This is a genomic window from Microcoleus sp. B3-A4 (assembly GCF_036705385.1).
GTDB lineage: Bacteria > Cyanobacteriota > Cyanobacteriia > Cyanobacteriales > Microcoleaceae > Microcoleus.
In genome coordinates, this window is the sequence record NZ_JAUBUI010000004.1 from 15,482 (window position 1) to 42,333 (window position 26,852).

Here is a 26,852-nt window from a genome sequence, read left to right on the forward strand (position 1 = left end):
TTACGCGACACATATATAGTAGGATGCGTCAGGGGCAAACCTTAATTGTTTCTTACAAAGCGTAAGTCAGGCGCACCTTACAAGTCGATCGCCCCTGTGACCTTACTGCCTGTGATTTTGCTAACTTATCGAAGTTTATGAACCGAATATCTCGTGCGATCGCTGTTATTTTAATTGTATTAGGCTGTATTATTTCTGTTTTAGTTCAGACACCGCCATCAGCCTTAACCGTGCCACCTCCACTGCAAGAATCTCCGCCTCGCGGAGGAGATGTTGCTCAGACAATTAATTTTGGACGGCACTTTCAAGAGCTAGGAGTTGAAGGCTCGATCGCAATTTATGATTTGAATAGCGAGCGGCTTTATCAACACAACCCGCAGCGTAACGCCACAGCTTTTTTACCTGCATCTACATTTAAGATTCTCAACTCTCTGATTTCCTTAGAAACAGGGGTGATTTCAGATGAGATTGCCGTTCTAACTTGGGATGGAACTCAAAGGCAAATTCCCGCATGGAATCGAGACTTGAATATGAGAGAAGCCATGAAACTTTCCGCCGTTTGGTTTTACCAAGTTCTCGCCCGCCGAGTCGGACACGAGCAAATGCAAAAATGGGTAGCTAAAGTCGGTTATGGCAACCAAAAAATCGGTAACAAAGACGATATTGACAAATTCTGGTTAGAGGGAGAACTGCGAATCACACCCAACGAGCAAATTCAATTTCTCCGCCGTCTCTACAAAAATGACTTACCCTTTTCTGAGCGCTCGCTGTCTCTGGTTAAAGACATCATAGTTGTTGAACAAACTCCCGATTACACAATTAGAGCAAAAACAGGATGGGCAAATTTTGGAGAACAAACAAAGCCTCAAATTGGGTGGTATGTAGGTTATTTAGAAAAGGATAAAAATGTTTACTTTTTTGCTACAAACATTGACATCCGCAACAATAATGACGGAGCTGCAAGAATCGAGTTAACGCGCCGTTGCTTCAAGGATCTTGCGCTGCTTTAAGTGCGTTATTTATTTTCTAATATTCGCAAAAATGCCAGCGGATCGGCTAACGGTGACAGCCAAAACACCCATTTATGCGATGGCTGAGTTCGACGATCCTAGGAAGCCGAGTCTTTTAAATATTTTAGGACTTACGCAATTGGCACATATATATAGTTGCTATAGTGCTATATATCATTTCTCGCAGCAAGGCGACAATCATCTAAGAGAGCATTAAGTTCTTCAACGACTAGCCAGGGGTTTCGACCTTTCAAACAAGCTACCATCGCTGCTTCATAGGGATTTCTGCCAGTTTTTTTTACTGCTGCGATCGCCTGTTTGTTAGACAATCCTCGCCCGCTGACCAACCAAGCAGCCAAAACCTGTCCTGTACGTCCGATCCCCCCAGAACAGTGAACTACCACCCGTTCGCCTTTGCTATTTGCAGATTCCAAAAATGGCAATATTCGATCGATTAAAATATCGCGATCGACCAATTCAAAGTCTGCAATCGGTGCCCAGCAAACTCGATCGCACCCAAATATTTTCCCATATGTTCCCAGTAAATCAGTGTAGCGGATGAGTTGCGTCTGAGCAAGCAAGCAGCAAACTTGCTTGATATTATGCCCCTGCATAAATTCCATCCAGCGAGCAACTTCTGCATCGCGGTATCCTGGTCTGGCTGCACCAAACACAATTAATTCATTATCTGAAGCTGCAGCGAATTTGTGCATACTGTTTTCAATATTTTTACCTATAATTAAGAAAGACGCACAAATCCTGAATCAACAGTGAAAAACAACAGCTCGATCGCTTTAATGAACTGGCTGCAACCCAAACCAGAAACCGTTTTGCTATGCGACTCAAGTGCAGCAGCTTCTGAAATGGCATTCATGCTCAACGGTGAGTGGGATGGGTGCAATAGTTTGGTGCTCTCTAAATGCGACAAAGTAGCAATTGAAGCAGCCGCTAGTTTGCTGGAGACATCGTGGTGCTACCAAAATACTTGCGAACCAGTTTTAATTCGGCTGGAAGTTGACGAATTGCTGCGCCGTTATGCGATTGGAGACAGGTTTTTTATTAATGCTAACTTGCGATGCGCGCAAGTTAGCAAAGTTTGGTTGGAAAACATTGATTTGAGTTATGCTAAATTGAATTTGGCTAACCTCAGCAGCACTAATTTAAGCAAAGCCAACTTAATGGCAGCACAGATGCAATCGGCAAATTTGAGTGGCAGCAATTTGAGTAAATCGCAACTTGTGAGGGCGAATTTATCAGGAGCAAATTTATCGGATGCTAATCTCAGAGGTGCTGATTTGAGTTATGCAGATTTAACCAATGTTTGCTTAACAGGTGCTGACTTAAGAGGTGCAAATTTAGCGAGAACCGACTTAAGAAAAACAAGCTTAGATGGGGCAATAGTTGAGTAAAATTCGGGGCAATATTGAGGACGGGCAGGATGCCTATCCCACAAAGAAACAGCCACAAATCACCCCAGATTTGAGGGCCAGAAGCAGCATCTTTTAAATCGAGCGATCGCGCCCATTCATTCCCTATGAGCGATCGCGCCGAGAGCTTTTAGCGTCGCTTTCTGTGCTTGGGTTAAACCTGTAACCCCAGTGATATTCATGCCTTCGTAGAGTCGGGGTGGTTTCAGTATTTTTAGGCACTCACCCGTATTGACATCCCACAGCCTTGCCGTTTCATCAGCACAGCCACTTGCTACAGTTTGACCATTCGGACTAAAACTGACTGCGTAGATTTCACGGGTATGTCCGGTGAGAGTTCTGATACATCTTCCAGTGCTGACATCCCATAGCCTCACCGTTCCATCACAACTACCACTAACCAAGGTTTTCCCGTCTGGGTTAAAGGCAACTGACCATATCCAATTGGTATGCCCAGTCAATGTTTTGATGCAGTTACCCGTATTGACATCCCACAACTTCAACGTTCGATCGGCACTAGCACTAGCTACGATTTGACCATCCGGACTAAAGGCAACCCAACATACTTCATTTGTATGCCCAGTGAAGGTTTTTAAGCAACTGCCAGTGCTGGCATCCCATAGTTTTACACAGTCAAAACTGCTACTGGCTAGGGTTTTACTGCTGGGACTGAAAGTGACGAAAAATATGGAGAAGAAAAATATGGAATTGCTAGGTTCGGTACAAGTTCGGAAACATTGACCCGTTTGACAATCCCACAACCTGATGCTCCGGTCAACACCGCTACTGGCTAAAGTTTTGCCATCTGGACTAAAGGCAACTCCTGATACCCAATCAGTATGTCCCGCGAACGTTTTTATGCACTTGCCCGTATTGACATTCCATAACTTCAGCGTTTTGTCGGCACCCCCACTAGCGATTGTTTTACCATCAGGACTAAATGCCACTCCTATGACTGGTTTAGTATGTCCCGTGAACGTTCTCACGCAACTGCCAGTAGTGACATCCCACAGCCTCAGTGTAGTGTCAACGTTGCCACTAGCTAAGAGCTTACCGCAGGGACTAAAAGGAACTGCTAATACACAACTGTTATATCCGGTGTGAGTTTTGAAACATTTGCCTGTTTGACAATCCCAAAACCGAATTGTATAGTCAAAACTACCACTCACTACTATTTGACCATCTGGACTGTTGGCGTAGCCTGCGCGTACCGCATAGGTAACGGACTCTACGCGATCACTATGTCCGATTAAGGTTCTTGCACAGCTACCCGTGCTAACATCCCACAACTTCACCGTTTTGTCATAACTACCACTCACTACGGTTTGACCATTGGGACTAAAAGCGACTGATCTGACTGCACTGCTATGTCCCGTGCAAATTTTAACGCACTTACCATCACGGATATCCCAAAGCCTGACTGTGCAGTCAGCACTGCCACTCGCTAGGGTTTGACCATCCGGACTGAAGGCAACTGCATAGACCGAATTCGTATGTCCGTACAACGTCTTAAAGCACTTGCCCTTGCGTACATCCCAAAACTTTACCGTGCTGTCAGCACTAGCACTCGCTAAAATTTGACCATCCCGACTAAAGGCGACTGAATAGATTTCATTCGTATGTCCGGTGAACGTTCTAACGCAACTATCAGTCGTGACATTCCACAAATTTACTGTGTTATCAGCACTACCACTCGCTAAAATTTGACCATCCGGACTGAAGGCGACTGAGTGAACTATATTACTATGTCCGGTATAAGTTTTTAGACAGATGCCAGTACGAACATCCCAAAGCTTCACCGTGTGGTCATAACTACTACTCGCTAGGGTTTGACTATCTGGACTCCAAGCAACTGATTTTACCCAGTGGGTGTGTCCCTGAAAGGTCAAAAGTTGTTTGCCTTTTTGCACGTCCCACAGGTGAATATTATTGTATAGATCGGCCGTCGCCGCACATTTGCCATCTGGTGTCAGTGCTACTGACGTAATAGGACCCAATATGTCAGAAAAAACCGATTGACACAGGTCAGAATTGGCGAAATTGACATTGTGCAAATTTATCCCCTGGAAGTTGGCTTGCCAAACCGTTAGATTTGAAAAGTCATAACCGCTTATATCTACCTGTAATTGGCGAAGTAGATTGATAATATTTCCACTTACATATCCGGTCTTTAGGGGCGGTTTCCCTCGTAGCATCTCAAGAATTTGAGATAGACAACTTTCTAGAGTTTTTGCGTCGCTAAAACTCGTAATTAATCCATCAATCACTGGTTGAAGAATGAGGCGGGTTTGAGTCTCAATTACATATTCTTTTGCTTGAGATTTAACCAGAGCGTAACTTCTAAAAACTTGAAGATTATTAGGTTGAAAATCAGCAAATTTATTAGAACTTTCAACCTTTAAACATTCAACTTTTAACCCAATAATTTCTTTACAAATCTGCTCAATTAATCGAGTAATCACGTACTCCATGACTACAGGTTGTTGGGTAAATCGAGCGTTGTTTTTTTCAATCAATGACCGATGTTGCAATGAGCCTAGTGCCTGTAGAAGTTCGCTAGTTAATATCGGGTAGACAAAATCCTCTTGCAATTCCTCTAACAACACTGGTTCGCGATTGATGGCTAACCAGTACATAATCTCTTGTTCTCGATCGCTCAGTCGCTGAAACTGCCGCTCTAACAAATCGCGGATATCATCAAAAATAAACAAACCTTGCTTTAAAAATTCTAAAAAGCGAGAAATACTGCTATCAAAAAACTCTGTTACCCCTGAAGCTACTATCTTTAAAGCTAAGGGATTCCCGCCATAGCGTGAAATCAGGCTTGTCCATTCATCTTCTGACCCAGTAAAAGACCCCTTCGCAGAGAAAATTTTTCGTCCTTGAACGGAGGGTAAACCTGTTAGTTGCAAGCAGCGAACGGGTAGGGTTCCGCCCTCTAAAGCGGTTATTCCTTGTGGTTTCTCGCGACTGGTTAGTATCAAGCTGCTGTTGTGGTGTGTTTCCCCAACACATTTGAGTAACTCACCGTAACCTTCATATCCTTCTCGAAAGCGTCCCGTGCGTGAATCAAAGCTATGCCGCACTTCATCGCCTGCTTGCAAAACCGATTCAGCATTATCCAAAACTAGCAGACAGCGCGAGGAGCGTAAATAATCGATCGACCGCAAAATTCTGCCGTCCAGGTTGGTTGGCAAGTTTATTTCTTCTTGGTTGGAGAGAAATTGAATCAGTTCTGCCAGTATCTCTTCTACGGGAGGGGCATTGCGGAGACTTCGCCAAATCACAAATTCAAATCCTGATTGTAGTTGTTGGGCTAGCTTGGCAGCCAAAGCTGTTTTACCAATCCCTCCCATCCCCAGCAACACTACCAAACGGCAATTATCCTGCACAATCCATTGTTCTAGAGTTGTCAATTCGTCACTACGACCGTAGAAAACCGAGACATCCGGTGCTTCGCCCCAATCTTGGTGTCTGTTGGCAATTAAGAGGGAGGATTTCACGTCTACAGACTGGGATAGAACCCGATCGCCCAAGTCAGAGATCGATCGCCAATCAATCGCCAATTTTCCACAAATTTCTAAAAAAGTCGCATAATCAACGGTTTTTCCTGTGAGGAACCTGCTGAGAGTGGATAAAGCAAGTCCTAATTCTTCAGCAAAGGCTCTTTGGCTGGGAAAGCCATTGCGCTTGAGGGCTAATTTGGCGATCTGAATGCAGTCACTGCGAACTTTGAGCGATCGTGACATACCCTATTCTCCGAAAGTTATGCAGATTTTAGCAAGTTACTCGAAAGTCGGTAACAAGTCAGTACGTTCTCAGTCTCGATCTCGGTCATCTGCGTGTTTTGATGAATTTGTAGATGGGATTAGAGGGAAAACAACCTCTCTTTAGCTGCAAGCCATCGGTTGCGAAAATTAGTAGCTCAAACATTGCAGCAAATAGGCAACGTCTTGAAAACACAGTTGAGGATTTTCACCATGAAGAAAAGTGTATTAACGATCGCGATCGCTACAGCAGCACTCTCTTTAGCTTTCTCTGGGTCGGCTAACGCAGGGCCAGGAATCGTGCTCCAGGGCATCCAGTGGAACGGCTGGAGTCTGAACGGCTTGCACGTCAACGGCTTGAGATTGAAGGCTGTCGTGCTCCCGGGCACGAGTATGCAAGCCACAAAACTGCAAGGCATGGAATTGCAAAGCCTTAAAGTCGAAGGTGGACAGCTTGTAGGCGTAACGCCAGTTGCTGCTGAATAGTTGCTAAAGATAACTGAAAGCCAGATACCCGACTTCTCAAAGAAGCCGGGTATCTCAACCCCTGGCAGAAATGGAAACTATGAAAAAGACATTTATATACAGTTTTGTTGTTGTTTTTCCGGTGTTGCTTGTTAGCTGTGGAGTGTTTGCAAAGAATCAAAACAGCAGTTATAAAACCGAACTAGACACCAGCGCGACTGCCCCGAAGACTGAAATTGTTAAAGGCAAAGACTTAAAAGGCGCACAGTTTAACGCAGTTGACGAGCAGGGGAGAAAGCTGAACTTTCAAATCAAAGATGTTGAACTAGACCCAAAAGACCCCGAAAAAGAAACCTATCTTTACACAGTTTTTTATCTAGATTCTGCTGATTCTCAATGGAAGAATTTGTGTAATCCTGATGCCGAGAATGTCGCCAAGGCAATTCCGCTAACGGGTTCGTGGGATGAGACAGGAAAGCACACAGAATCGAGCGATCTCATGACATTTGGCTGTACAAGTGGGGTTCTGGCTAAGTGCATTCGCATGGGTTACAAACCTTGGAAGAATGTCAAAGGAAAGTCACTCCGAGACTATCACCAAGCTTGCACGCGCATGACACGTGCCGATTACTGCGGAAACGGCAAAGGTCACACGCGAAAAGGGACTCCCATTGACATCTATGACGAGCTTGGTATTCAAAATAAAACCCCCAACAGCGGGATGGTATTTGAAGCAGCTTGGAATCCAGAGGGTGCGACTTTTATCAATCGACCGAGATGGTATGATACACTATCTGAAATTCGCCAAGAATGTCCTAACAAACTTAAGGATCGCATTAATGAGAGCGGTGGTGGGACAACTGCTGAAAAAGTGAAACAGAATCAATCAGATTCCTTAATGTTCAATGATTCGCTGGTAAGAAAAGGCCCTTAGCGTATCGAAGGATAAAAACTGAGAACCGCTATATTTGTCAAAATTTTGTAGGGAAACAACATTGTTGTGTTCTTATATTATGTCCGGTTGCTGCAGCCTAACTATACTTTCGACCGCGCCACTGAGTAGGCTGATTTAAAGCAGAAATTAGAATTCGCAAAAACGCCAACGGATCGGCCAAAGGTGAAAGCCAAAACAGCCATTTACCCGATGCCCCAGTTGTATCGTAAGAAGGTGCGATCGCAAAACACAAAGCCGATCGCACTGCAACCAAAAATACATTCAATCCCAACAGCCAAAAGTGCGGAAATACACCAACCGGCGGCAGCGAACCAAACAGCAAATAGCACAACACAATCGGCACCGGCAAACCTTGAACCGCCAGCAACAGCCACAAATCGCCCCAAATTTGACCGCCAGAAGCAGCATCTTTCAAATCGAGCGATCGACCCCATTCATTCCAAGTCTCGATCGCCCCCTCATACATCCGCACCTTCAACACCTTAGCCCCATCCAAAAAGCCCACCTTAAAGCCCTTAGCAGCCGCATAGCGAGCCAAAGTCACATCATCGCAAAACGAACCCCTCGCGACCTCATACCCCCCCAATGCCACCAAAACCTCGCGCCTGCACAAAAAACACTGACCGTTCGCCATCACCCGTTCCGGCACATCCCCGCCAGTCCCCGTCGGCCCGAACCGATAAACCAAAGTCATTAACAAAGCAGGTTGCAGCCACAACTCCCCCGGATACTTGAGGATAAACTGCGGCGACAGCGAAATCAAATCATAATTTCCAGCTTTCGCTGTTTTGAGTAAACTCGCAATCAAACCCGGATGCGGCACAGTATCCGCATCTATCCCCAAAATCCACTCGCACTTCTCAGAACTTGCCAAAAAACCCGCATTCAGCGCCCACGGACGCCCTACCCAACCCGCCGGCAGCGGATCGTCGTTAATCAAGCGAAACCGGGGGTCTTTTTGTGCTGCTGCTTTGACTAAATCTCCGGTTCCGTCTACCGAATAGCTGTCAACTACGATCGCTTCTCGGAGTTCGTAACTTTGGCTGCTCAATCCTTCCAAACAAGGCGAAATTCGATCGGCTTCGTTCAAAGTCGGTACTACCGCAGTACAAGCACCCAACAAATCCAGCGTCGGCGAATCCGGTTCCAGGGGCGGAATGCGCGATGGGCCTTTAATCAAGCGCGACATCAGAATGGCTGCAGCGGGCAATTGCAGTAGCAAGAGTGCGACAGCGATGATACTTGTCAGCGGTTGGGAGAACAGGTGAGGGGCGATCGGGAAAACCATACTATTGAAGAATTGAATAATTGAAGAATTGGGAATGACTTACTGGATATGGGTTGGGAGCTTATTTACATATCATTTTTTTGGTAACTGATATCAATTTAAAAAATTTTATTAAATTTTGGCCTCAAACATATTACAGGAATTGGGCATGAAAAAATCACCACTAAAAAACCCGGTTTTTTGTAGAAACCGGGTTTTTAAACTAGCTCAAAATTTAGTGTAAATTTTTGCTAAATCAGCCGGGGTTGCTCGCTAGCAACTCACTTACGCAAAACGCCCACGGGCTGAGGTGGAATTTCAGCCGCGATAACAGATGTCTCCAAAGACGGCATTGTTTCGGTTACGTCACCTGCTGCGGGTTTAGCGATCCAGCTTAACGCGATCGCCGGAACTACGCCCAGAAGCACCGCTAGCGATGTCGGGAACCAGAACCGAGAATCCAACGAAGTTACAGTGATAATTGCTCCGAAAGCAAAGTTTACCAAATAAACAATTAAGGGCAAACCCAATTCCGATCGCTCTAATTTAATCGGTGTTTTTCTCCACAAGAAAGCTGCTACAGACATAAATAGCGCGCCCGTACCCATCCAGCCAGCCAAATTGCGGTAAGGCATCCCAAAGAAAGCCCCAAGTTCCTCAAACTCCCAAAAAGGCACAGAAGTTTGACTCATCGCCGGATCTAGTACAAAATCCCAAGCTGTTAGCAGCAAAGCACCAAGGGCGATCGCCCCTATTTGGCGCACCCAGTTGAGTTCACCTTTACCGCCAGCTACTCCAGCGCGAGCAATTACATAGGAAACCAGTCCCAGATAAAACCACGAGAGGGGAATTGTAAACGGAACCAGCCCTGCAATTTTGTAACCCAAACCGCTCAAATAATGGTAGTGGCCGAAGGGAAAACCCGTACTCGTTCCCAACAACTCGCTACTCAAGGACAAAAACACAGAAGGCAGTAAAAAAGCCAGAGTTGCACCCCAACCCAACGTCCGCAAGGCATAGAGAGCAACTGCTGCTGCACCAAAGATGATATAAACTACTCCGCCCCCAGCCATCCCCCACTGGAATAGCGTTTGCCCTGCTGGTGGCAAACTCATCACCAATTCGGGACGGGGTAAAATCAGCAGCAACCCTGCCAATCCAAAAGCCATTGAGAAGACGTGGGCAATTAGGCAAAAGCGCTCAGCAATCAAAAGTTGCTTCATGGGACTCCTCGAAAAAATATTAGATGCAGAAAGCACTCTTAACAGTTTACAAACTTTAACAAAAAACCAACTGCATTTCTGTCAGTTGTCTGTTGTCTGTTGACTGTTGTCTGTTGTCTGTTGACTGTTGTCCGATGCCCAATTCCCCATGCCCCATGCCCGAGGCCCCCTGCCCGAGGCCCCCTGCCCGATGCCCCATGCCCAATTCCCGATCGAAGATTACTGCCAATTGCCCACAAGCACGAAAGATGCCCAGAAATACGGATTCTGATACTGTGGGTTTTTCAGCAGGGTTAATTGAGCGTTGCGGAGGGCTTCAGCTTTGCTGGTTTGAGAAGAAGCAAGCTGTTTGTAAAACTCAGCCATAAAGATAGCTGTAGATTCGTCGTTGACTTGCCAAAGGGTGGCGGCGGTGCTGCGGGCACCCGATCGAATTGCGGCCCCGGCTAAACCCAAAGCCGCCCGGTTATCGCCCGAAGCAGTTTCGCAAGCACTTAAAACCAAAAGTTCGATCGGCTGTTGTTTCTCCCCAGCGCGGGCTCGCAGCAGTCGATCGAACTCCCTAACATTGACTTTCTGATCCCAAGTCACAATAAAAGTATCCGCTGCATTCGAGCTAAACTGACCGTGAGTTGCCAAATGGACGATCGGGTAAGACAAAGCTTTAATTCGATCGTGCAACCGCCCGCTGACAAAATCTTCATTCAGCAGCGAACTCGCCGGCATCTCGGCTGCAATTTGTTGAACTTCCTCCTTCACCCCAGGCAAAGCCGAGAAGCCTTGACGCGCTTCCGAGAGGGCAGCGGTGAGCACTTTTAACTTGACTTCCCTTAGCGGTTTCGGTGCCAGCAATTGCAATCCCGGCGCCAAAGCAATACTGTATTTTTCTACCAAAAACTTTTCACCGTCGTGCAGCACAGCCATCGGCAGATTCCGCAAATAACCGTCGAGTACAAATACCAGGGTTTTAATCCCGCTAGCCGCCAAATCCGCCTCTGCGGGGCGGATTAACCAGTCATAAACCTGTTCAACGGGTAGCCTCCTGTCGCGGGGAAAAGCAGCAGGCCTGATGACATTTTTGGCTTGTCTGAAAGCAGTTTCCAACTCGGCTTGAGACTTCCTAGTAGTGTAGCGGCGCAGGGGTTTGCCGGGAATTGACAAAATTACCTCCAAACGATCGCTCAAAATAATCGGATAAATCACCGCCGCTGTAGGATCGATTTCCTCGATCGACTTTGGTTTAGCATCAGCGCAAGCATCCCGAAAAAAGTTGTCCAATTCCGCCAACTGCAAAGATTCCACCGTTTGGCGCGCCAGTTTCAATTTAGCTTGGCTGGGAGATTCCTCTTGCAAAAGCAGCCCGACTAATTCCCGATAAACCGGTTCGGCACTTTCCCGAAACGAAAATTGCACTTCGGGATTGACTGTCACCAAATCGCCCCGCAGAGAAGACAGTACATTCACAGCTTGAGTATATTGAACGATCGCCCCTTCTGTATTCCCCTGAGCTTTCTCAATCCGTCCGAGTTGCCAAAACAATTGGTAAGCAATATCGGGAGATTGAAACGTCGGTGCTAAACTCAAAGCCTCAGTTGTGAGATTTTCCGCTTTCTGATACTGCTGTTGGATTTCCGATAGTTTGCCTTTAGCTGCCAGAATATAAGCTTGTATTCGTTTGTCGCCCAAACTATTTGCTGGTTCGACAGAGCGATCGAGCATTGTGTCAATCTCGCTTAAACTCAAAGTTTTCGCAGGCGACTGAGCTAATTTCATCAAGCTTTGAGCTAGATTGATTTGAGCGTAAAGTCCGGCGCGATTCGACCCAAATTGAGCGACTTGAGGTTGGATGGAACGCCACAAAACCTCTGCCTTAGACCAATCTTGGCTATCGACCAACAAACTCAATTGGTTTAACTTTGCCTGAATTTGTAGGAGAGATCGATCCGGCATCGCCTGTGCCGATCGAGCATAATACTCTAAGGCAAAGCGTTCCCAATCACCGCGCTGGTCGGGTGTCAAACCCGGTTTATTGCTTTTAGCCCGTACCGTATTGCCCAGATTGAGATAAATTGCAGCCTCCTCTGGTCGGCTACCTAATTTTTGGGCTGCTTCGAGTCCAGCCAACAGCACATCGTGCGATCGTTCCAGTTGTCCCAAAACCCGCAGCACCCGCCCTAAAGCATGAATTGCCCGGACTTGTTCGAGAGAAACCGACCCATTTTTCAAACTTTCCAAACCCGCTGCCGAAACTTCGCAAGTTTGGTTTTCCAGCTTGAAAGAAGCTAACAGAATTTTGCAAGCTCTGGGGTAAAGTCCGAGAATTTCCCAAGCCCGACTTTGATTAATTTGAACTTGAAAAAGTTGGGGTTTTCTATCAATTTGCTCGAAGATTTTAGCAGCTTGCGTCCAAATCTCGATCGCATCTTGAGTCTGCCCCCGTTCGAGTTGCAACTGTCCTTGAATGTTGAGAGTTTCAGCCAAAATCCGCTGCTGTTCGGGAGTTTTTGCCTGTGTTCGCACCAGCGACAAACTCGAATTTACAGCTTTTTCTGCTTCTTGCCAAAGTGCCAACTGCCCGTAGGTTGCAGCTAAATTGCTCAAAGCTGTGGCGCGATCGAGATTTTCGCCTTTTGCCTCAAACTGCGCCGCCGCTTGCTGCAAAAGCGGTACAGCTTCCGAAAAACGTTCCTCTCGGTACAGACTTCGAGCTTGACGGACAAGCTGCACCGCTGGTGGTGGATTAACCTGAGCAACTCCGGGAGGAATCGCAACGGATAGGAGACAGGAAATCACAAATAACAGAATTACTTGCCGGAGCGATCGACTAAACTTCATATTTTAAAAATAAAATTACCACTGCACACACATACTAATTAACTAAAATCCATCTTATTCTTTATTTGCATTAATCCGCGTTAATCCGCCTACATCTGCGGTTAAAAAAAAACCTAATTTCAACGCGCCACACAACCAGAATTCGGTCGAGGATTGCGAGAGTCAGCAGCATTACCCGGATTATATCCAACAAGCGTCACGTCCCCTTTCGCATTCACCACCCAACCTTGCGCCACAACAACTTCCTCTTGCCCAATGCCTTCTTCCCTCGAACCTCTTCCCCCCTCGAACTCAATCCCTTCTTCTTTATTCCCTCTTCCTGCCTCTTCTACCCAAGGAAACGGCGATGCAGCGCTGCTGAGGGCATCATTAGGACTTGGTGGCACTCCTCCCTTCCCAGTAGCGGTAAACTCACTCTCGCCACCTCGGATGCAGGGATTTGCAGCAATTAACGCAGCCGGACTCACCACATTTTGTGGCAGTTCCACTAAACCTTGAGCGGGATTCACCCCAGAAGCACTAAATGTTACAGTACCTTGCAAAGCCGCGCCGCTACTTTCGGAAATAGCCGCAATATCGCTGCTTGGAATTAGAGAAGTCGGACTTACTTGCAACGCTGCAAATTGAGCATCTGTTAATCCCAAACTCGCTCGAACCTGTTCGCGAGTGACTGCTCTAAACCCGAAAACATTGGGCACATTAATATTAACCCGACCACCTTTAGCCGATCGCGCATTAGCAGTAATATCGCTATTTTCGTTGGGGAGAGTAACCAGAATATCGCTTTTAATGTTGATATTGCCACCATCAGAAATACTTGCATCTGTTGTAATTCTGCTGGCTCGGCGCAACTGGATATCCCGTGCTTCCAGGTTAATATTTGCTCCTGCACCGGATTCAGTTCTACCGTCAATGCTGCTTTGGTTGTCAAGGGAAATTGAATCTGCTTTCACGTTAATGTTACCAGCCCGTGCCGAACCCAATGCTTGGAGATTAAGTGTTCCCCCATTGCGAAGAATCAGTTGCCCGACATTCAGATTCAACGAACCTCCGTTAGCGGTAGCATTGGGATTTCTAACGCGAGAGGCAATGCCAACGGAAGTCTGAATTTGACTGTTAAATTCACCTTGACCCCCATTCCCAATAACTTCTACACGATCCGCATCGATCGTGATGCTTCCGGCATCTCCTTTGCCTAAAGATGCAGTAGAAATAATTCCCCCATCCCGGAGAGTCAGTAGGGGTGTAGAAATATTTATACTCCCTCCCCGATTACCTGCGTTGGCATCAGCAGAGATGAAACTGGGATTCCGACTTCCGTTCGCCAAAACTTCAGAAATACCCTCTATTGTTACTGACTCACTGGCCCTAACTGTCAAATTACCTCCGCGCCCGCCCGTTGTATTCAACGGTTGGTTGCCCACAACTGAGCCGCTAGATAAACCAATTCCGCCTCCTTCAGAGATAATCAACCGCTTCGTGTCGATATTAATGTCTCCAGCTTGCCCATTTACACCATTCGCTGTTGAGCCGATTATGGTTGCTACGGGACTTCCAGCGGGAGTCTGCAGCACTTCTACTGATTCATTCGCTTTAATGTTGATATTCCCCGATGCTCCTCGATCGCGGGTAACGCTAATAAAAGCAGAATTATCGCGCACGGTTAAACGTTCTCCCTCAAAGGTGATATTTCCTCCCCTACCCGTACTCCCCAAAAGTGTGCCGCTGTTGATTCCAGAAGCGACCAGATCGAGAATCCCGGCACGGATGCTAATATTTCCGGCGTTGCCAGCACCTAACGTGGCGCTAGTCAATGCGGTTCCGTTTTCTATCAGCAGTTTTCCCGTATCGATCGTGATGTTTCCGGCATTTCCCATGCCAATAGTGCCAGAGATCAGAACAATTTGTGGGTCAAAAGGCTTGAACGAGCCAGATACCACATACCTACCACCAAACACTCTATAAGTCTCTAATCCAAGGCCGATCGTTTGTACGGAGTCGGTAGCGCGGATGTCGATCGCGCCTCCCGCGCCACTCCCTGCTGTCAGCGTGGAGATTTGCGTTCCACCTTGGGCTAGAAAATTTTGGGCGTTAATGTCGAGCCCCCTACCATCAATATTTCCCAAAGTCAGTGCATAAATTCGCCCATTATTGAGGTTGACATTTCCACCTCGAATCTCGACTTTGCCGCCACCGACTCCACTGGTATTGAGCAGTGAGCCGTTGGTGATTTCAATATTACCAAAGTTGGAAATATTGTCATAGTTTAAACTTAATCCCAATGGCGTTGCCTCAAATCCAACAATCCCCGGACTAGCAACGCTACCCAGCAAAATTTGTCCGGTAGATGCAGTGAGTGTTCCCTGATTTAATTCAATATCTCCGCCCACTAGGGCGAGAGTTTTTCCGGACCCAACTGCTAAGCCCATGTTATTGAAAATCTGCGGGATTCCCGGAGGTAATTGTGGTAAAGCCAAGGCTGGCGCTGCGGAATTGTTAATGATTTTACCCGGATTTTGTCGAAAATTTAAACCGATAGGTATATTGACATTTAACAGGGGTAAGGGTTGCAAATTGCTGCTAAATTGATAGCCCTTCTCGAAAACTAAGCTATCAGCAGAACTTGCTAAAAATGAACCACGCAAATCTAACCGCGCATTGGGGCCAAAGACAATTCCTTTGGGATTCAGTAAGAATAAGTTAGCATTTCCCTGCACTCCCAACACACCTAGAATATTAGAAGGATTGCCACCTGTAACGCGGGTAAAAATATTCGCAATCCCGTTAGGATTGGCAAAATATGCTCCTCTGCCTTCACCCACGTTAAATTGTTGTAAACTGTGAAATAAATTTATTCCGCGAGTTGCACCGCCTTCTATTCTGTCCGATGGTAAGTTATTAATCGTGTCGGGAACAGTGCGCGAACTTTCTGCACCCAAGCTATTATCGGGGATGATTTGGGCGATCGCGGGGAAAGGACACAGCAGCAAGAATGCAAAAAATAAGGCGGAAGATTGGTGGCGCATCTTTGAAGTCTGGTTAATTTAATATTAGGAAAATAGGGAGGGGTTAGCTAAAACCTGAAGAGTACCTATTGAGGTACGCAAACACCCGTCGGTTTCGGATTGCGAAGAGGTGCACCACCACCTGAATTATAGGCTACCAGCCTTACTTGTCCTCGATCGCCCATTACCCAACTTTGAGCGGGAATAATTTCTGTTGGCCGAACTTCTATGGATGCTAGGGGGCCTTCTACTTGCTGACTTTCACCTACCGCTGGTTCCACCCACGGAAACGGCGATGCAGCGCTGCTGAGGGCATCATTAGGACTTGCTGGCACTCCTCCTTTCCCAGTAGCAGTAAACTCGCTTGCTTGCCCTCGGATGCAGGGATTTGCAGCAATTAACGCAGCCGGATTCACCACATTTTGCGGCAGTTCCACTAAACCTTGAGCAGGATTCACCCCAGAAGCACTAAATGTTACACTACCTTGCAAAGCCGGGCCGCTACTTTGGGAAATAGCCGCAATATCGCTGCTTGGAATTAGAGAAGTCGGACTTACTTGCAACGCTGCAAATTCAGCATCAGTCAGTCCTAAACTACTCCTAGCTTGTTCGCGGTTAAGGCTTGTAAAGCCAAAGATATTTGGTACATTGACCGTAACTTGTCCGCCCCTAGCTGTGCGAGCATTAGCTGTAATATCACTATTTTCTCGCGGTAAAGCTACCAAAATATCGCTATTAATTCTGATATTACCGCCCTCAGAAATACCTGCATCGGTGGTAATTCGGCTACCGCGCCGTAACTGAATATCTTGCGCTTTCAGGTTAATATTAGCACCGGAACCAGTGACCGTTGTGCCATCAATTATGCTTTTATTGTCCAGGGAAATGGAGTTAGCTACAACATTAATATTGCCAGCCCTACCTGTTCCTAAAGACTGAACGTTAACCACTGCGCTATCCCGAAGAATCAATTGATTCGCATTCAAATTCAACGACCCGGCATTTCCGCTAGCATTGGAATTGACAGCATTAAACGCCCTACCAGCCGAGGCCTCAATTCCACTCCTCAACCGACTGTTGCTCCCAATACCTTGCACTTCTAAGCGGTCGGCATTAATTGTAATATCTCCTGCATCTGCTATACCCAAAGAAGCCGCAGAAATAACCCCGCCATTCTGCACAGTTAGTTGAGGTGTTGAGAGGCGGATATCTCCACCTCTACCAGAACTTGCAGTTTGAGTAACAAAAGAACTTGCTACATAGCCCGCATTCGCCAAAAATCTTGACTCGCCGCTGACTTCTATAGACTCGGAGGCTCTCACAGTTAAATTTCCTCCCGTCCCCCCACTTGTAGAAAACACGACTTCGCCAAAAATCGCACCCGTCGTTAAACTAATTGTGGCTCCATTAGAAACACTCAGCCGCTTAGTCTCGATCGTAATATCCCCACCTTTTCCATTACTATCAAAAGTATTCGTGCCGAGCCGAGTTTGCCCTAGACCTACAGGAAGACTACCCGACAATTCCACAGATTCACTCGCTTTAATCGCGATATTCCCCGATGCTCCATCACTAAGGCTGAAGCTGGCAAACGCACCGCCATCGCGCAGTATTAACCGTTGCGCTTCCACAGTGATGTTTCCGCCTTGACCAGTGCTTTCGTTGGTTGTTCCGTTATAGAGCGTTGAACTGACGAGTTCGACCGTGTTGGCGCGGATAGCCAGATTTCCGCCATTCCCAGCACCAAAGGTGGGGGCGCCGCCCACTACCCCATTGCTCATCAACAGCCGTCCGGCTTCAAGGTTAATGTCTCCGGCGGCTCCACTGCCAATAGCGCTAGTAAACAGAACAATTTGCGAAATAAAGGGGTTGCCTGTTCCAGATGTCTGAAAATTTTCTGTAAGCTGCTGATAGCCCTCAATTCCCAACCCAATCATTTCTAGTGAGTCAGTAGCGCGGATGTTGATATCGCTTCCTCTCCCTTCTCCCAGTGTGGAGGCGAAAATTTGCGACCCCCCCTCCACTCGCAAGTTTTGGGAATTGATATTAATGCCTCTACCATCGATATTTCCGAGTGTCAGTCCATAAATTCCTGAACCATTAAGATTAATATTTCCACCTCGAATATCGACTTCCCCACCTCCTAACCCGCTGGTATTTATAAATGCACCGTTCATTTCAATATTGCCGAAATTCTGAATATTGCCATAGTTTAAATTCAGACCTAAAGCTGTTGGTTCAAATTGCACTAAACCTGGACTCTTGACACTACCTAGAAGAATTTGTCCGGTATAAGCAGTTAGATTTCCTCCTTGGAGTTGAATGTCACCGCCAATTAATGCTAAAGTTTGACCGGGGTCTACTGCTAAACCGAGTTTTTCAAAAGCCGGAATTTCTATGGGTAGTGGCGGTAAGGCTGATTTGGGGGCCATTGTTTGGGAAGAGTTAACAATTGTGCCGGGATTTTCTCTAAATCTTAAACCCACAGGAATATTAATTGCTAACAATGGCACTGAATTAGAATTAGCTGCACTAAATTCAAAGCCATTATCAAAAAGAATTCCGCTACCAGTTGAACCGATAAAGGAGCCGCGCAGATCTAACCGAGCATTGGGGCCAAAGATAATCCCTTTTGGGTTAATTAAAAACAAGTTACTGTTTCCCAAAACTCCCAGAGTTCCTAAAATATTAGAAGGATTGCCACCAGTAACGCGGGTGAAGATGTTGGCAATTCCGCTGGGATTGGCAAAATATGCTCCCCGCCCTTCACGGATGTTAAATTCGCGTAAACTGTGAAAGAGGTTAACGCCGCGAGTTGCACCGCCTTCTATTCGATCCGAGGGTAAGTTGTTGATAGTATCGGGAACTGTGCGCGAACTTTCTGCACCCAAGCTATTATCGGGGATGATTTGGGCGATCGCAGGAAAAGGACACAGCAGTAAGAATGCAAAAAATAGGGCGGAAGATTGGCGGCGCATCTTTGAACTCTGGTTAATTTAATATTAGGAAAATAGGGAGGGGTTAGCTAAAACCTGAAGAGTACCTATTGAGGTACGCAAACACCCGTCGGTTTCGGACTGCGAAGAGATGCACCACCACCAGAATTATACGCTACCAGCCTTACTTGTCCTCGATCGTCCATTACCCAACCTTGAGCGGGAATAATTTCTGTTGGCCGAACTTCTATGGATGCTAGGCGGCCTTCTACTTGCTGGCTCCTACCTACCCCTGGTTCCACCCACGGAAACGAGCTAGAATTGCTGCTGAGAACCTCGTGAGGACTCGGTGGCAATCCCCCCCGACCAGTCACGGTAAACTCGTTCTCGGCCCCTTGGATGCAGGGATTTGCAGCAATTAACGCAGCCGGATTCACCACATTTTGCGGCAGTTCCACTAAACCTTGAGCGGGGTTCACTCCAAAAGAACTAAATGTTACTGCCCCTTGCAAAGCCGCGCCCCCACTTTGGGAAATAGCCGCGATGTCGCTGCTGGGAAGCAGAGATGTAGGACTTACTTGCAACGCTGCAAATTCGCCGTCACTGAGCCCCAACCTGTTTCTGACTTGTTCGCGACTCGCTGCTGTAAAGCCAAAAACATTGGGGACATTGATATTCACGCGGCCGCCGCCTGCTGTGCGGGCGTTGGCTGTAATGTCGCTGTTTTCTTGCGGGAGGGCGACAAGAATGTCGCTGTTGATGTTGATATTGCCTCCGTCAGAAGTGCCTGCATCGGTGGTAATTCGGCTGTTGCGACGCAACTGGATATCTCGCGCTTGCAGGTTAATATTTGCTCCTGTACCGGATACAGTCGTACCGTCAATCATCGCTTTGTTGTCAAGAGCGATCGAATTTGCGACAACATTGATATTACCAGCGCGTCCGGTTCCCGTAGCCTGCACCGTCACTGTAGCTCCATCTCTGACAATTAGTCGATCGGCATTCAGATTCAACGAACCCGCATTTGCCGTCGCCTGGGAGTTAGTACCAAATATCTTGCCCACCGAAGCATCAATTGTAGTGACAAACAGACCATTATTTCCGCTGCCGCTGACCTCAATGCGATCGGCATTAACAGTAATATTCCCCACATCTCCCACCCCCAAAGAACTCGTAGAAATTACCCCCCCATCGCGCACGGTTAGGCTTGGCGTATCAATGCGAATATCCCCGCCCGGACTAGAGCTCAAAGTTCCAGAGCTCAGCGCACTAGCACTCTGAATTCCGCTGGTCAAAAGTTGAGAAATACCTGAAATTTCTACTGATTCAGTAGCCGTAACTGTTAAATTTCCAGCAGTTCCGCCCTCCTGAGAGAACAAAAACCTGCCAATTAACACACCCGATCCTACTGTAAACGCAGAACCCCCAGAGAGAGTTAACCGCTTGGTATCGACGTTAATATTCCCCGCCCTGCCGTTTGAGCCGATACTCAGGGTGCTAATTCCGCTTGACACAACTGTTGTCGGGCCGCTGTTAGACAATTCTACTGATTCAGCAGCATTAATGTTGATATTCCCCGACGGGCCACTGCTGTAACTCGTCGTACCGAGAATAGAACCATCGCGCATAATTAATCTGGCAACATCAACACTAATGCTTCCTCCTGCACCGCTACTTTCTTTAGCTGTTCCGTTGTTAATTCCAGAACCCACCATCTCAAAAGTATTGGCGCGAATAATTAAATTTCCGCCATTTCCACCGCTAAAAGTGATGCCGCTACCTACTACCCCATTGTTGAAGAGCAGGCGGCCGGTGTCGATCGTAATATCGCCCCCCGAACCAGCACCAGCACTAGCATTAAACAGCATCATTAGCGGATCAAAGGGGTCGGTAGTTCCTGATACCAAATATTTAATTGCAACCTCTTGATAGCCCTCAACTCCCAGCCCGCTCATTTCTACTGAATCAGCAGCACGCAAGTTGATATTTCCTCCTGCACCATCTCCCAGAGTCAGGGTAGAAAATTGCGTGCCGTTTTCCACTCGCAACTTTTGAGCGCTGATATCGATACCTCTACCATCAATATTTCCCAGTGTCAGCGCATAAATTCGTGCATTGCTGAGGGCGACATTTCCACCTTTTAACTCTACTCTGCCACCACCAATTCCGCTGGTGTTGATAAGCGTTCCCTCGGATATTTGAATATTGCCGAAATTTTGAATATTGTCATAATTTAAAGCTAAATTCCCCTGCTGAGCAACAGGAGGAGCCAGTGCAAAATTAACTAATCCGGGACTGGCGACGCTACCGAGTAAAATTTGTCCACCGCTGGCGGTTAAATTGCCACCTTGCAGTTGGATGTCGCCACCAATCAGTGCTAAAGTTTGACCGTGATCTACTGCTAAACCAACTCGATCGCTAATCGGAATTGGCACAGCCGAGGCTGGCAGGTTTACCTTTCCTACAGCCGTTGATTGATTGACAATTGCACCCGGATTCTCTCGAAATCTTAAACCAACGGGAATATTAACGGTTAAGAGCGAAGATGTTTGCGGGTTGGTGCTGCTGAATTCAACGCCGTTATTAAACACAATACTGTCAGCACTTGAACCGATAAAGGAACCGCGCAAATCTAACCGAGCGTTCGGCCCGAATATAATTCCTTTCGGATTAATTAAAAATAAGTTGCCGTTGCCTAAAACTCCCAGAGTTCCTAAAATATTTGAGGAGTTTGGGCCAGTAACGCGGGTGAATATGTTGGTAATTCCGCTCGGATTTTCAAAATAAGCTCCCCGCCCTTCACGGATGTTAAATTCGCGCAAGCTGTGAAATAGGTTAACGCCACGAGTTGCGCCGCCAGTGATTCTATCTGAGGGTATGTTATTGATAGTATCGGGAACTGTCCGCGAACTTTCCGGGCCCAGGGTATTATCGGGGATGATTTGGGCGAAGGTTTTCGAGGGAAATAGTAATAAGAAAACAAAAAGTAGACCGGAAGAGAGGCGAGACATAGCTTAAATCCAGTTATATAAACAATATCGTTTCCGGTTACATCAGAATTATATATTTGGATTATATCAGTCCGATCGCCCCAGTGTTCGATCGACTCTCTTTCACCGATCAAGTTGACTTTTCACTACTATAATAAAGATAGCTTTTTTCAGTGCGACGGCTTAAGTAATTGAGTCGAATCGTGCGGCGAACTAAATCGAGGAAAGGAGATTCTGATGGGGAGCAAGAAGGGGTTGAGATACATCATCGATATGCGGTACTTTTAGACTATATACAGTATTGTACCGCAACCGCGATACAATTATAAGTTGTGCCGTCGCGCCTGCAACAGAACGCGCTGAGCATTTTGAAGGTACAATTACTTTATGAGCGAAGAAGATATTTTTACTGAGGCATTAGTAGATCGTTTATCTCTCAATCTTACGTCTGCTCACGTAGCAAGGAAAATGAGCTTGCTCTACGACTTGTCGGTAGATGAGCGTGGAGCCGTTCAGATGGGCGTTGATATAGATACAGGGGAGCCGGTTCGAGGCAAAGGAAAAGGTTTCGAGCAAGACATCTTAATTTATGAGAAAGTGAATGAGGCACATACTTCTATTGTGCCCCGAATAGTCGTAGAGGTGAAGTACAATCATGTCACAACGCACGATGTCATCGTTTATTCAGAGAAGGCCAATCGTATTCGCAGAATTTATCCGTATGTGCGCTACGGCCTGTTGTTAGGTAAATTCAAAACTGTTCCGGGGCGAGTGCTGAGACTTGGGCAAGAGTTCGATTTTATCTGCACATTACAGCATCCGTTCGTTGATGCACAAATTCAGGATTTGCGGCAACTCTTGATGGATGAGGTTCAAGTGTCCATCTCACTGGGTAAGTTGTTGACCGGCAACATTAAGACCTCAATGGTTCATAGAAAGCTGTTGCTCAAGGGCAGCTAAGCGCATCTTATCAAAAGACAACGGCACAACAAGGCGCTGCACACCGACACCCGGAAGCGCCGCCGTTCGTGCCTCACTCTGGCGCTTCCGGGCGCGGGTGAGCTTGGGCGTTAGGCTGCATTATTCCAATGAATTAGCAGGCACAAGAGATTCCAAAAACTGCAAGAATACACAAAATAGTCAACTGTTATGGCTAAAAAATGACTGGGATGGACTCAACGTTGATAATTTCAAAAGGTTTTGCACTATGAGCAGCTTAATTAAGAAGAAGCATTTTAGATACTTTCTTTTATTTTCCTCTCCCATTTTTACAGGTATTGTTATTGTTTTCAATCCTGATAGAGCTATGGGTGATATTTTAAAGCGGGGTGAAATAAGTTTAGAACTAGCTCAGGCTCCAAATACTTCTACTACAAACAGAGCTATCTGTAATTCGGATAAGAAAACTATTGAGGGACTACTTAAGAAAAGGATTGTAATCATTAGTCAACCTATAAATGATGATTTGGCAAGGACGGTTGTAGCTCAATTGCTTTACCTAGATTCTCAAGCACCAGGAAAAGATATTTATTTATACATAAATTCCCCTGGGGGTTCAGTAGCATCGGGTATGGCTATATATGATACTATGCAATCCCTTCGCTCCGATGTTGTAACAGTCGGTATGGGTCTGTCGGCTTCTATGGGAAGTCTACTGTTGGCTGGAGGTACAAAGGGAAAACGTTTTGCCTTACGTCACTCGCGAGTTATGATTCATCAACCTTTTGCCGATCCTCAGGGGCAGGCAAGAGATATTAAAAATCAGACCCAAGAAATTGTCCGTTTGAAAAGACAACTCAATCAGTTATTAGCAAATCTTACTGGTCAACCCTTGAAGCGAATCCTAGACGATACCGCTCAGGATTTTTTCATGTCTGCCCAGGAAGCTAAGGCGTATGGGATTATTGATAAAGTAGTGGATAAACTACCTTTAAGCTGTCAAATATAGTCTCACTCAGATCAAAGCCCCTAACACTTTCAATGTAGCTTTTTGAGCGTTTGTCAATCCCGTTGCCCCTCGAATATTCGTACCTTCATACAGCCGATCGCCCATCAACGTCCTAATACAACATCCGGTTGCGATATCCCACAGTTTAATCGTGCGATCGAGGCCGCCACTTAATAAAATTTGACCGTCAGCGCTAAAGATGAAAGTATTGGGCGAAGCGAAGGGTAGGGTTCGATCGCACTCAACCCAACCTACAATTTAAAACGGAAAATAATTGATTCTAAAGTAGATGCCTTTTTCCTGCAAAGTTCGATCGCCCGATCGAGCATTTATCAAAGGAATACCGTAGTCTAAACGCAGATTCAACCGATCGCCCATCTGCCAAACCAGCCCCAAACCCGCACCCAGCAGTTTATCCGAGTCAGGATTCGGGTTTTCCTCCGACTGGTTCCACCCTACCCCAAAATCGATAAACGGAGCGACTTGCAACAATCCTTCGACTTCCGGGACACGCCAAACCGGGATTCGCACTTCTGCAGACGCGATCGCACCGCTATCAGTTAACAGCAAATCTTGGCGGTATCCGCGCACGCTTTGAACGCCACCGATCCCAATTTGTTCGAGGGAAAGCAGGGGGCGATCGGCTAATTGAATGTCGGAACGTACTATCAGCAAGGTTTCGGGCGCTAAAAGCCTCACGTACTGCGCTTGTCCGCGCCACGCCAGAAAGCGGCTGTCACGCCCGCTATCGTTCGCAGTCGCGCCGAACACATTAGTACCGAGGGAGAATTGCGATCGCGCCGCGAACACTTGGTTGGAACTCCGCTGCACGTATTCTTGAAAAAAGCGCACAGCCGAAACCCGGGTTTCGCCGCGATCGTTTGCTCCCGCCGAAAGCGCAAATCGTTCCCCCAACAGGAATGTATCGCTTTCTTGCCGGGAAAAACTCAGTCCCAAAGCCAAAGTGCGATCGGGCTTTTCGACAATCGGTTGGCGGTAAGTTAATTCGTAAGTCCGCGATTTCCCCTCAATTTCAGCAGCATCAAAGGGTTCCTCGATGATATTGGTGCTAGCAGCACTCGCAGCGAACCCTATCGTGCCGTTGCGCGCGTTGACGGGGACTGTGTAGCTGCCGTTAAATTCATTGCTGCCGTCGGTGTTAGCATAAGATACCTCTAATCCGTCGCCCAAACCCAGTAAATTAGCTTGATTGATGCGAACACCGCGCCGAAAACTGCCGACACTGGGCGATCGGTTGTTGTCTGCGAACACTTCAGCGCTAAAGCTGTCTGCTTCTTTTACCCGCACTTCTAAGCGACTGTTTTCCGGGCGGCTTCCGGCTTGCAATTCGGCGGAAATATTGGCAATTAAGGGGTCTAGTTGCAGCAGTTGCAAGGCTTCCAGCAGCCGAGATCGATTGAGGGGCCTTCTGGTAGCGCGCTCTAGGCGCGATCGCACGTAATTTGAATTTAAGCGCCTGTTTCCAGTAATCACAATTTCATCTAATCCGCCTTCTACAATCTGAATTTTCACCACACCTCCTTCTCTCGGAAAGGTTTGGTTGGCGGGAATTACAGCGCCGGAATTGATGTATCCTGCCGCTACATATTTTTGAGTAACGGCTGCTTCTGCTGCGATCAGTTCAGCAAAGGTGATTTCGCGTCCCGCAAACTGTTGCGTAACTTCTGCGAGTTCGCGATCGCTAAAAGCTGTGTTGCCCTCAAATTCAAAGCCAGCGACCTTAATTGTACCCAGAATCCCCGGTCTAATTTCGCTGTCAACGGGTGTTGGCTGGGTGGGTTGGAGGGGAGACGGAGCAGGGGGTTGCGGCGGCTCAGGAGCGGGTAATTCGGGTTCTCGCGGCAAAATTGGGTTGGGCAGTTGACTGAGTTGCGAGGCTCGATCGATACCCAAATCAATTTTTTGTAGGTCAATATTTTCTTCTAGCTTTTGATCTGAGTTAAAAAGCTCGGTTTCTTGAGTTTTTGTGCTGAATGTGCGATCGGCCTGAGATGTTGCACCATTGTCAATAAGCCTTTTACGGGCGGGCAGGATGCCCACCCCACAAGAAAACCCATTCCTTGTGGAACAGGCATCTTGCCTGTTCTTGAGAATGGTGTAAGATGTCACATCGACTGAATTTGCCGCAGACGGCGGTAAGTCGGGAGTTTCCGCCCCCACCGATCGTTCTGACTCTGTGGGTAACTGTGTTTCCTCGTCTTTTATCGGCAAGTCTTCGCGTTTGTCAAAAGTGGTATCGTTGGGGGCTAAAGCTCGATCGCCTCCGCTGCTGACTGCTGCCAAATCCTCAACATTTGAGGTCAAAAATTCAACTGTGCTAGCGGATGTTTTCGCTGGTTTTCCCAACACAACTAACCCAAAAATACCAGCGAATAAAAATAGTTTTTGCGATCGACAAGCCATAGAATATAATTATTATCTCGCTTAAGTGGGGGAAAATATTTTCAGGAACTTAGCACGCTCAAGTAAAAATCAATCTTAACAGCAAAAAAGGAAACAGCCGTCGCAGCCAACAGTTTCGGCGACGCTACAAACCAAAAGGTCGATAGACGGCTGTTCATTTCCCAACACTTACGCACCAACCGGGTTCTTATCCGAAAAAATCTCGTGTAAGTCGATCGTAAACGCTAAAAAAAAGCCGATATTTTGGGTTGCAAAACCTACGATTTCATGCTAAGGCAGCGACCAGAACATTCCTGGGCGCCAGGGTAAACCAGAAACCGGGTTGTTTCCGAAAAGACGGGTTACAACTGAGATCTTGCACCATTCTCAATAATCTTTTTAAGAACAGGCAAGATGCCTGTTCTTAAGAATAGTGCAAGATGTGAGTTACAACGCGCAGAGCCACTAAAAAACCCGGTTTCTTTGATTTTGGTGCATCATATCGTTTCCGGTTGCATGGGAATAATAAAATCGAGTCAACAGTTAACACTCAACCATTCAGTTGTTCGACCCGCCCGTCAACAGTCCACAGTCAACAGTCAACAATTCCGGAGGAGTGTA

General features: G+C 46.8%; 16 protein-coding genes. 6 read left to right on the forward strand and 10 right to left on the reverse strand.

Going from position 1 to position 26,852, the window contains the following annotated elements; genetic code table 11:
* Positions 1 to 137: 137 nt before the first annotated feature.
* The gene (gene blaOXA, locus QUB33_RS03295) at positions 138 to 1,010 is read left to right on the forward strand and encodes a class D beta-lactamase (protein ID WP_333347189.1); all 873 of its coding nucleotides are present in this window, start codon (positions 138 to 140) and stop codon (positions 1,008 to 1,010) included.
* Between the two features lie 167 nt (positions 1,011 to 1,177).
* Here the strand turns inward: blaOXA and QUB33_RS03300 are convergent, their stop codons facing one another.
* Positions 1,178 to 1,723, reverse strand: coding sequence for a phosphatase domain-containing putative toxin (locus QUB33_RS03300; RefSeq protein WP_333347192.1), 546 nt, complete (start codon positions 1,721 to 1,723; stop codon positions 1,178 to 1,180).
* Positions 1,724 to 1,780: 57 nt separating this feature from the next.
* Between QUB33_RS03300 and QUB33_RS03305 the strand changes: the two genes are divergently transcribed.
* The gene (locus tag QUB33_RS03305; RefSeq protein WP_333347195.1) at positions 1,781 to 2,419 is read left to right on the forward strand and encodes a pentapeptide repeat-containing protein; all 639 of its coding nucleotides are present in this window, start codon (positions 1,781 to 1,783) and stop codon (positions 2,417 to 2,419) included.
* Positions 2,420 to 2,535: 116 nt separating this feature from the next.
* Here QUB33_RS03305 and QUB33_RS03310 read toward each other — a convergent pair whose 3' ends face one another.
* Entirely contained in the window at positions 2,536 to 6,186 is a 3,651-nt protein-coding gene (locus tag QUB33_RS03310; RefSeq protein WP_333347198.1) for a WD40 domain-containing protein, read from the reverse strand.
* A gap of 231 nt (positions 6,187 to 6,417) precedes the next feature.
* On the opposite strand from QUB33_RS03310, the gene QUB33_RS03315 reads away from it, so the two are divergent.
* Positions 6,418 to 6,690 carry a hypothetical protein gene (locus QUB33_RS03315; protein ID WP_333347202.1) on the forward strand — a complete coding sequence of 91 codons (273 nt, stop codon included), beginning with the start codon at positions 6,418 to 6,420 and terminating at the stop codon, positions 6,688 to 6,690.
* 70 nt (positions 6,691 to 6,760) lie between these two features.
* Complete coding sequence (locus QUB33_RS03320; protein WP_333347205.1) at positions 6,761 to 7,603, forward strand: ADYC domain-containing protein; 843 nt, start codon at positions 6,761 to 6,763, stop codon at positions 7,601 to 7,603.
* A gap of 97 nt (positions 7,604 to 7,700) precedes the next feature.
* Here QUB33_RS03320 and cruG read toward each other — a convergent pair whose 3' ends face one another.
* The 6 genes from cruG to QUB33_RS03350 all read right to left on the reverse strand — a co-directional run bounded on the left by cruG (position 7,701) and on the right by QUB33_RS03350 (position 21,901).
* Entirely contained in the window at positions 7,701 to 8,912 is a 1,212-nt protein-coding gene (gene cruG, locus QUB33_RS03325) for a 2'-O-glycosyltransferase CruG (RefSeq protein ID WP_333347208.1), read from the reverse strand.
* Positions 8,913 to 9,172: 260 nt separating this feature from the next.
* The gene (cruF, locus tag QUB33_RS03330; protein ID WP_333347211.1) at positions 9,173 to 10,114 is read right to left on the reverse strand and encodes a gamma-carotene 1'-hydroxylase CruF; all 942 of its coding nucleotides are present in this window, start codon (positions 10,112 to 10,114) and stop codon (positions 9,173 to 9,175) included.
* 219 nt (positions 10,115 to 10,333) lie between these two features.
* A complete protein-coding gene (locus QUB33_RS03335; RefSeq protein ID WP_333347214.1) occupies positions 10,334 to 12,949 on the reverse strand; it encodes a CHAT domain-containing protein in 2,616 nt (871 codons plus the stop codon).
* A 119-nt stretch (positions 12,950 to 13,068) separates the two neighbouring features.
* Positions 13,069 to 15,975: a two-partner secretion domain-containing protein gene (locus QUB33_RS03340; protein WP_333347217.1), complete on the reverse strand. Its 2,907-nt coding sequence runs from the start codon at positions 15,973 to 15,975 to the stop codon at positions 13,069 to 13,071.
* A 65-nt stretch (positions 15,976 to 16,040) separates the two neighbouring features.
* Positions 16,041 to 18,932: an S-layer family protein gene (locus tag QUB33_RS03345; RefSeq protein ID WP_333347220.1), complete on the reverse strand. Its 2,892-nt coding sequence runs from the start codon at positions 18,930 to 18,932 to the stop codon at positions 16,041 to 16,043.
* A 65-nt stretch (positions 18,933 to 18,997) separates the two neighbouring features.
* Positions 18,998 to 21,901: a two-partner secretion domain-containing protein gene (locus tag QUB33_RS03350; RefSeq protein ID WP_333347223.1), complete on the reverse strand. Its 2,904-nt coding sequence runs from the start codon at positions 21,899 to 21,901 to the stop codon at positions 18,998 to 19,000.
* A 366-nt stretch (positions 21,902 to 22,267) separates the two neighbouring features.
* Between QUB33_RS03350 and QUB33_RS03355 the strand changes: the two genes are divergently transcribed.
* Together QUB33_RS03355 and QUB33_RS03360 are read left to right on the forward strand one after the other, a co-directional pair.
* Positions 22,268 to 22,840 (forward strand): hypothetical protein, encoded by a 573-nt coding sequence (locus tag QUB33_RS03355; protein ID WP_333347226.1) that lies wholly within the window; start codon positions 22,268 to 22,270, stop codon positions 22,838 to 22,840.
* A 247-nt stretch (positions 22,841 to 23,087) separates the two neighbouring features.
* The gene (locus tag QUB33_RS03360) at positions 23,088 to 23,828 is read left to right on the forward strand and encodes an ATP-dependent Clp protease proteolytic subunit (protein ID WP_333347229.1); all 741 of its coding nucleotides are present in this window, start codon (positions 23,088 to 23,090) and stop codon (positions 23,826 to 23,828) included.
* 6 nt (positions 23,829 to 23,834) lie between these two features.
* Here QUB33_RS03360 and QUB33_RS29620 read toward each other — a convergent pair whose 3' ends face one another.
* Together QUB33_RS29620 and QUB33_RS03365 are read right to left on the reverse strand one after the other, a co-directional pair.
* Positions 23,835 to 24,086, reverse strand: coding sequence for a WD40 repeat domain-containing protein (locus QUB33_RS29620; protein WP_445299500.1), 252 nt, complete (start codon positions 24,084 to 24,086; stop codon positions 23,835 to 23,837).
* Entirely contained in the window at positions 24,087 to 26,252 is a 2,166-nt protein-coding gene (locus QUB33_RS03365; RefSeq protein ID WP_333347232.1) for a ShlB/FhaC/HecB family hemolysin secretion/activation protein, read from the reverse strand.
* Positions 26,253 to 26,852: the final 600 nt, after the last annotated feature.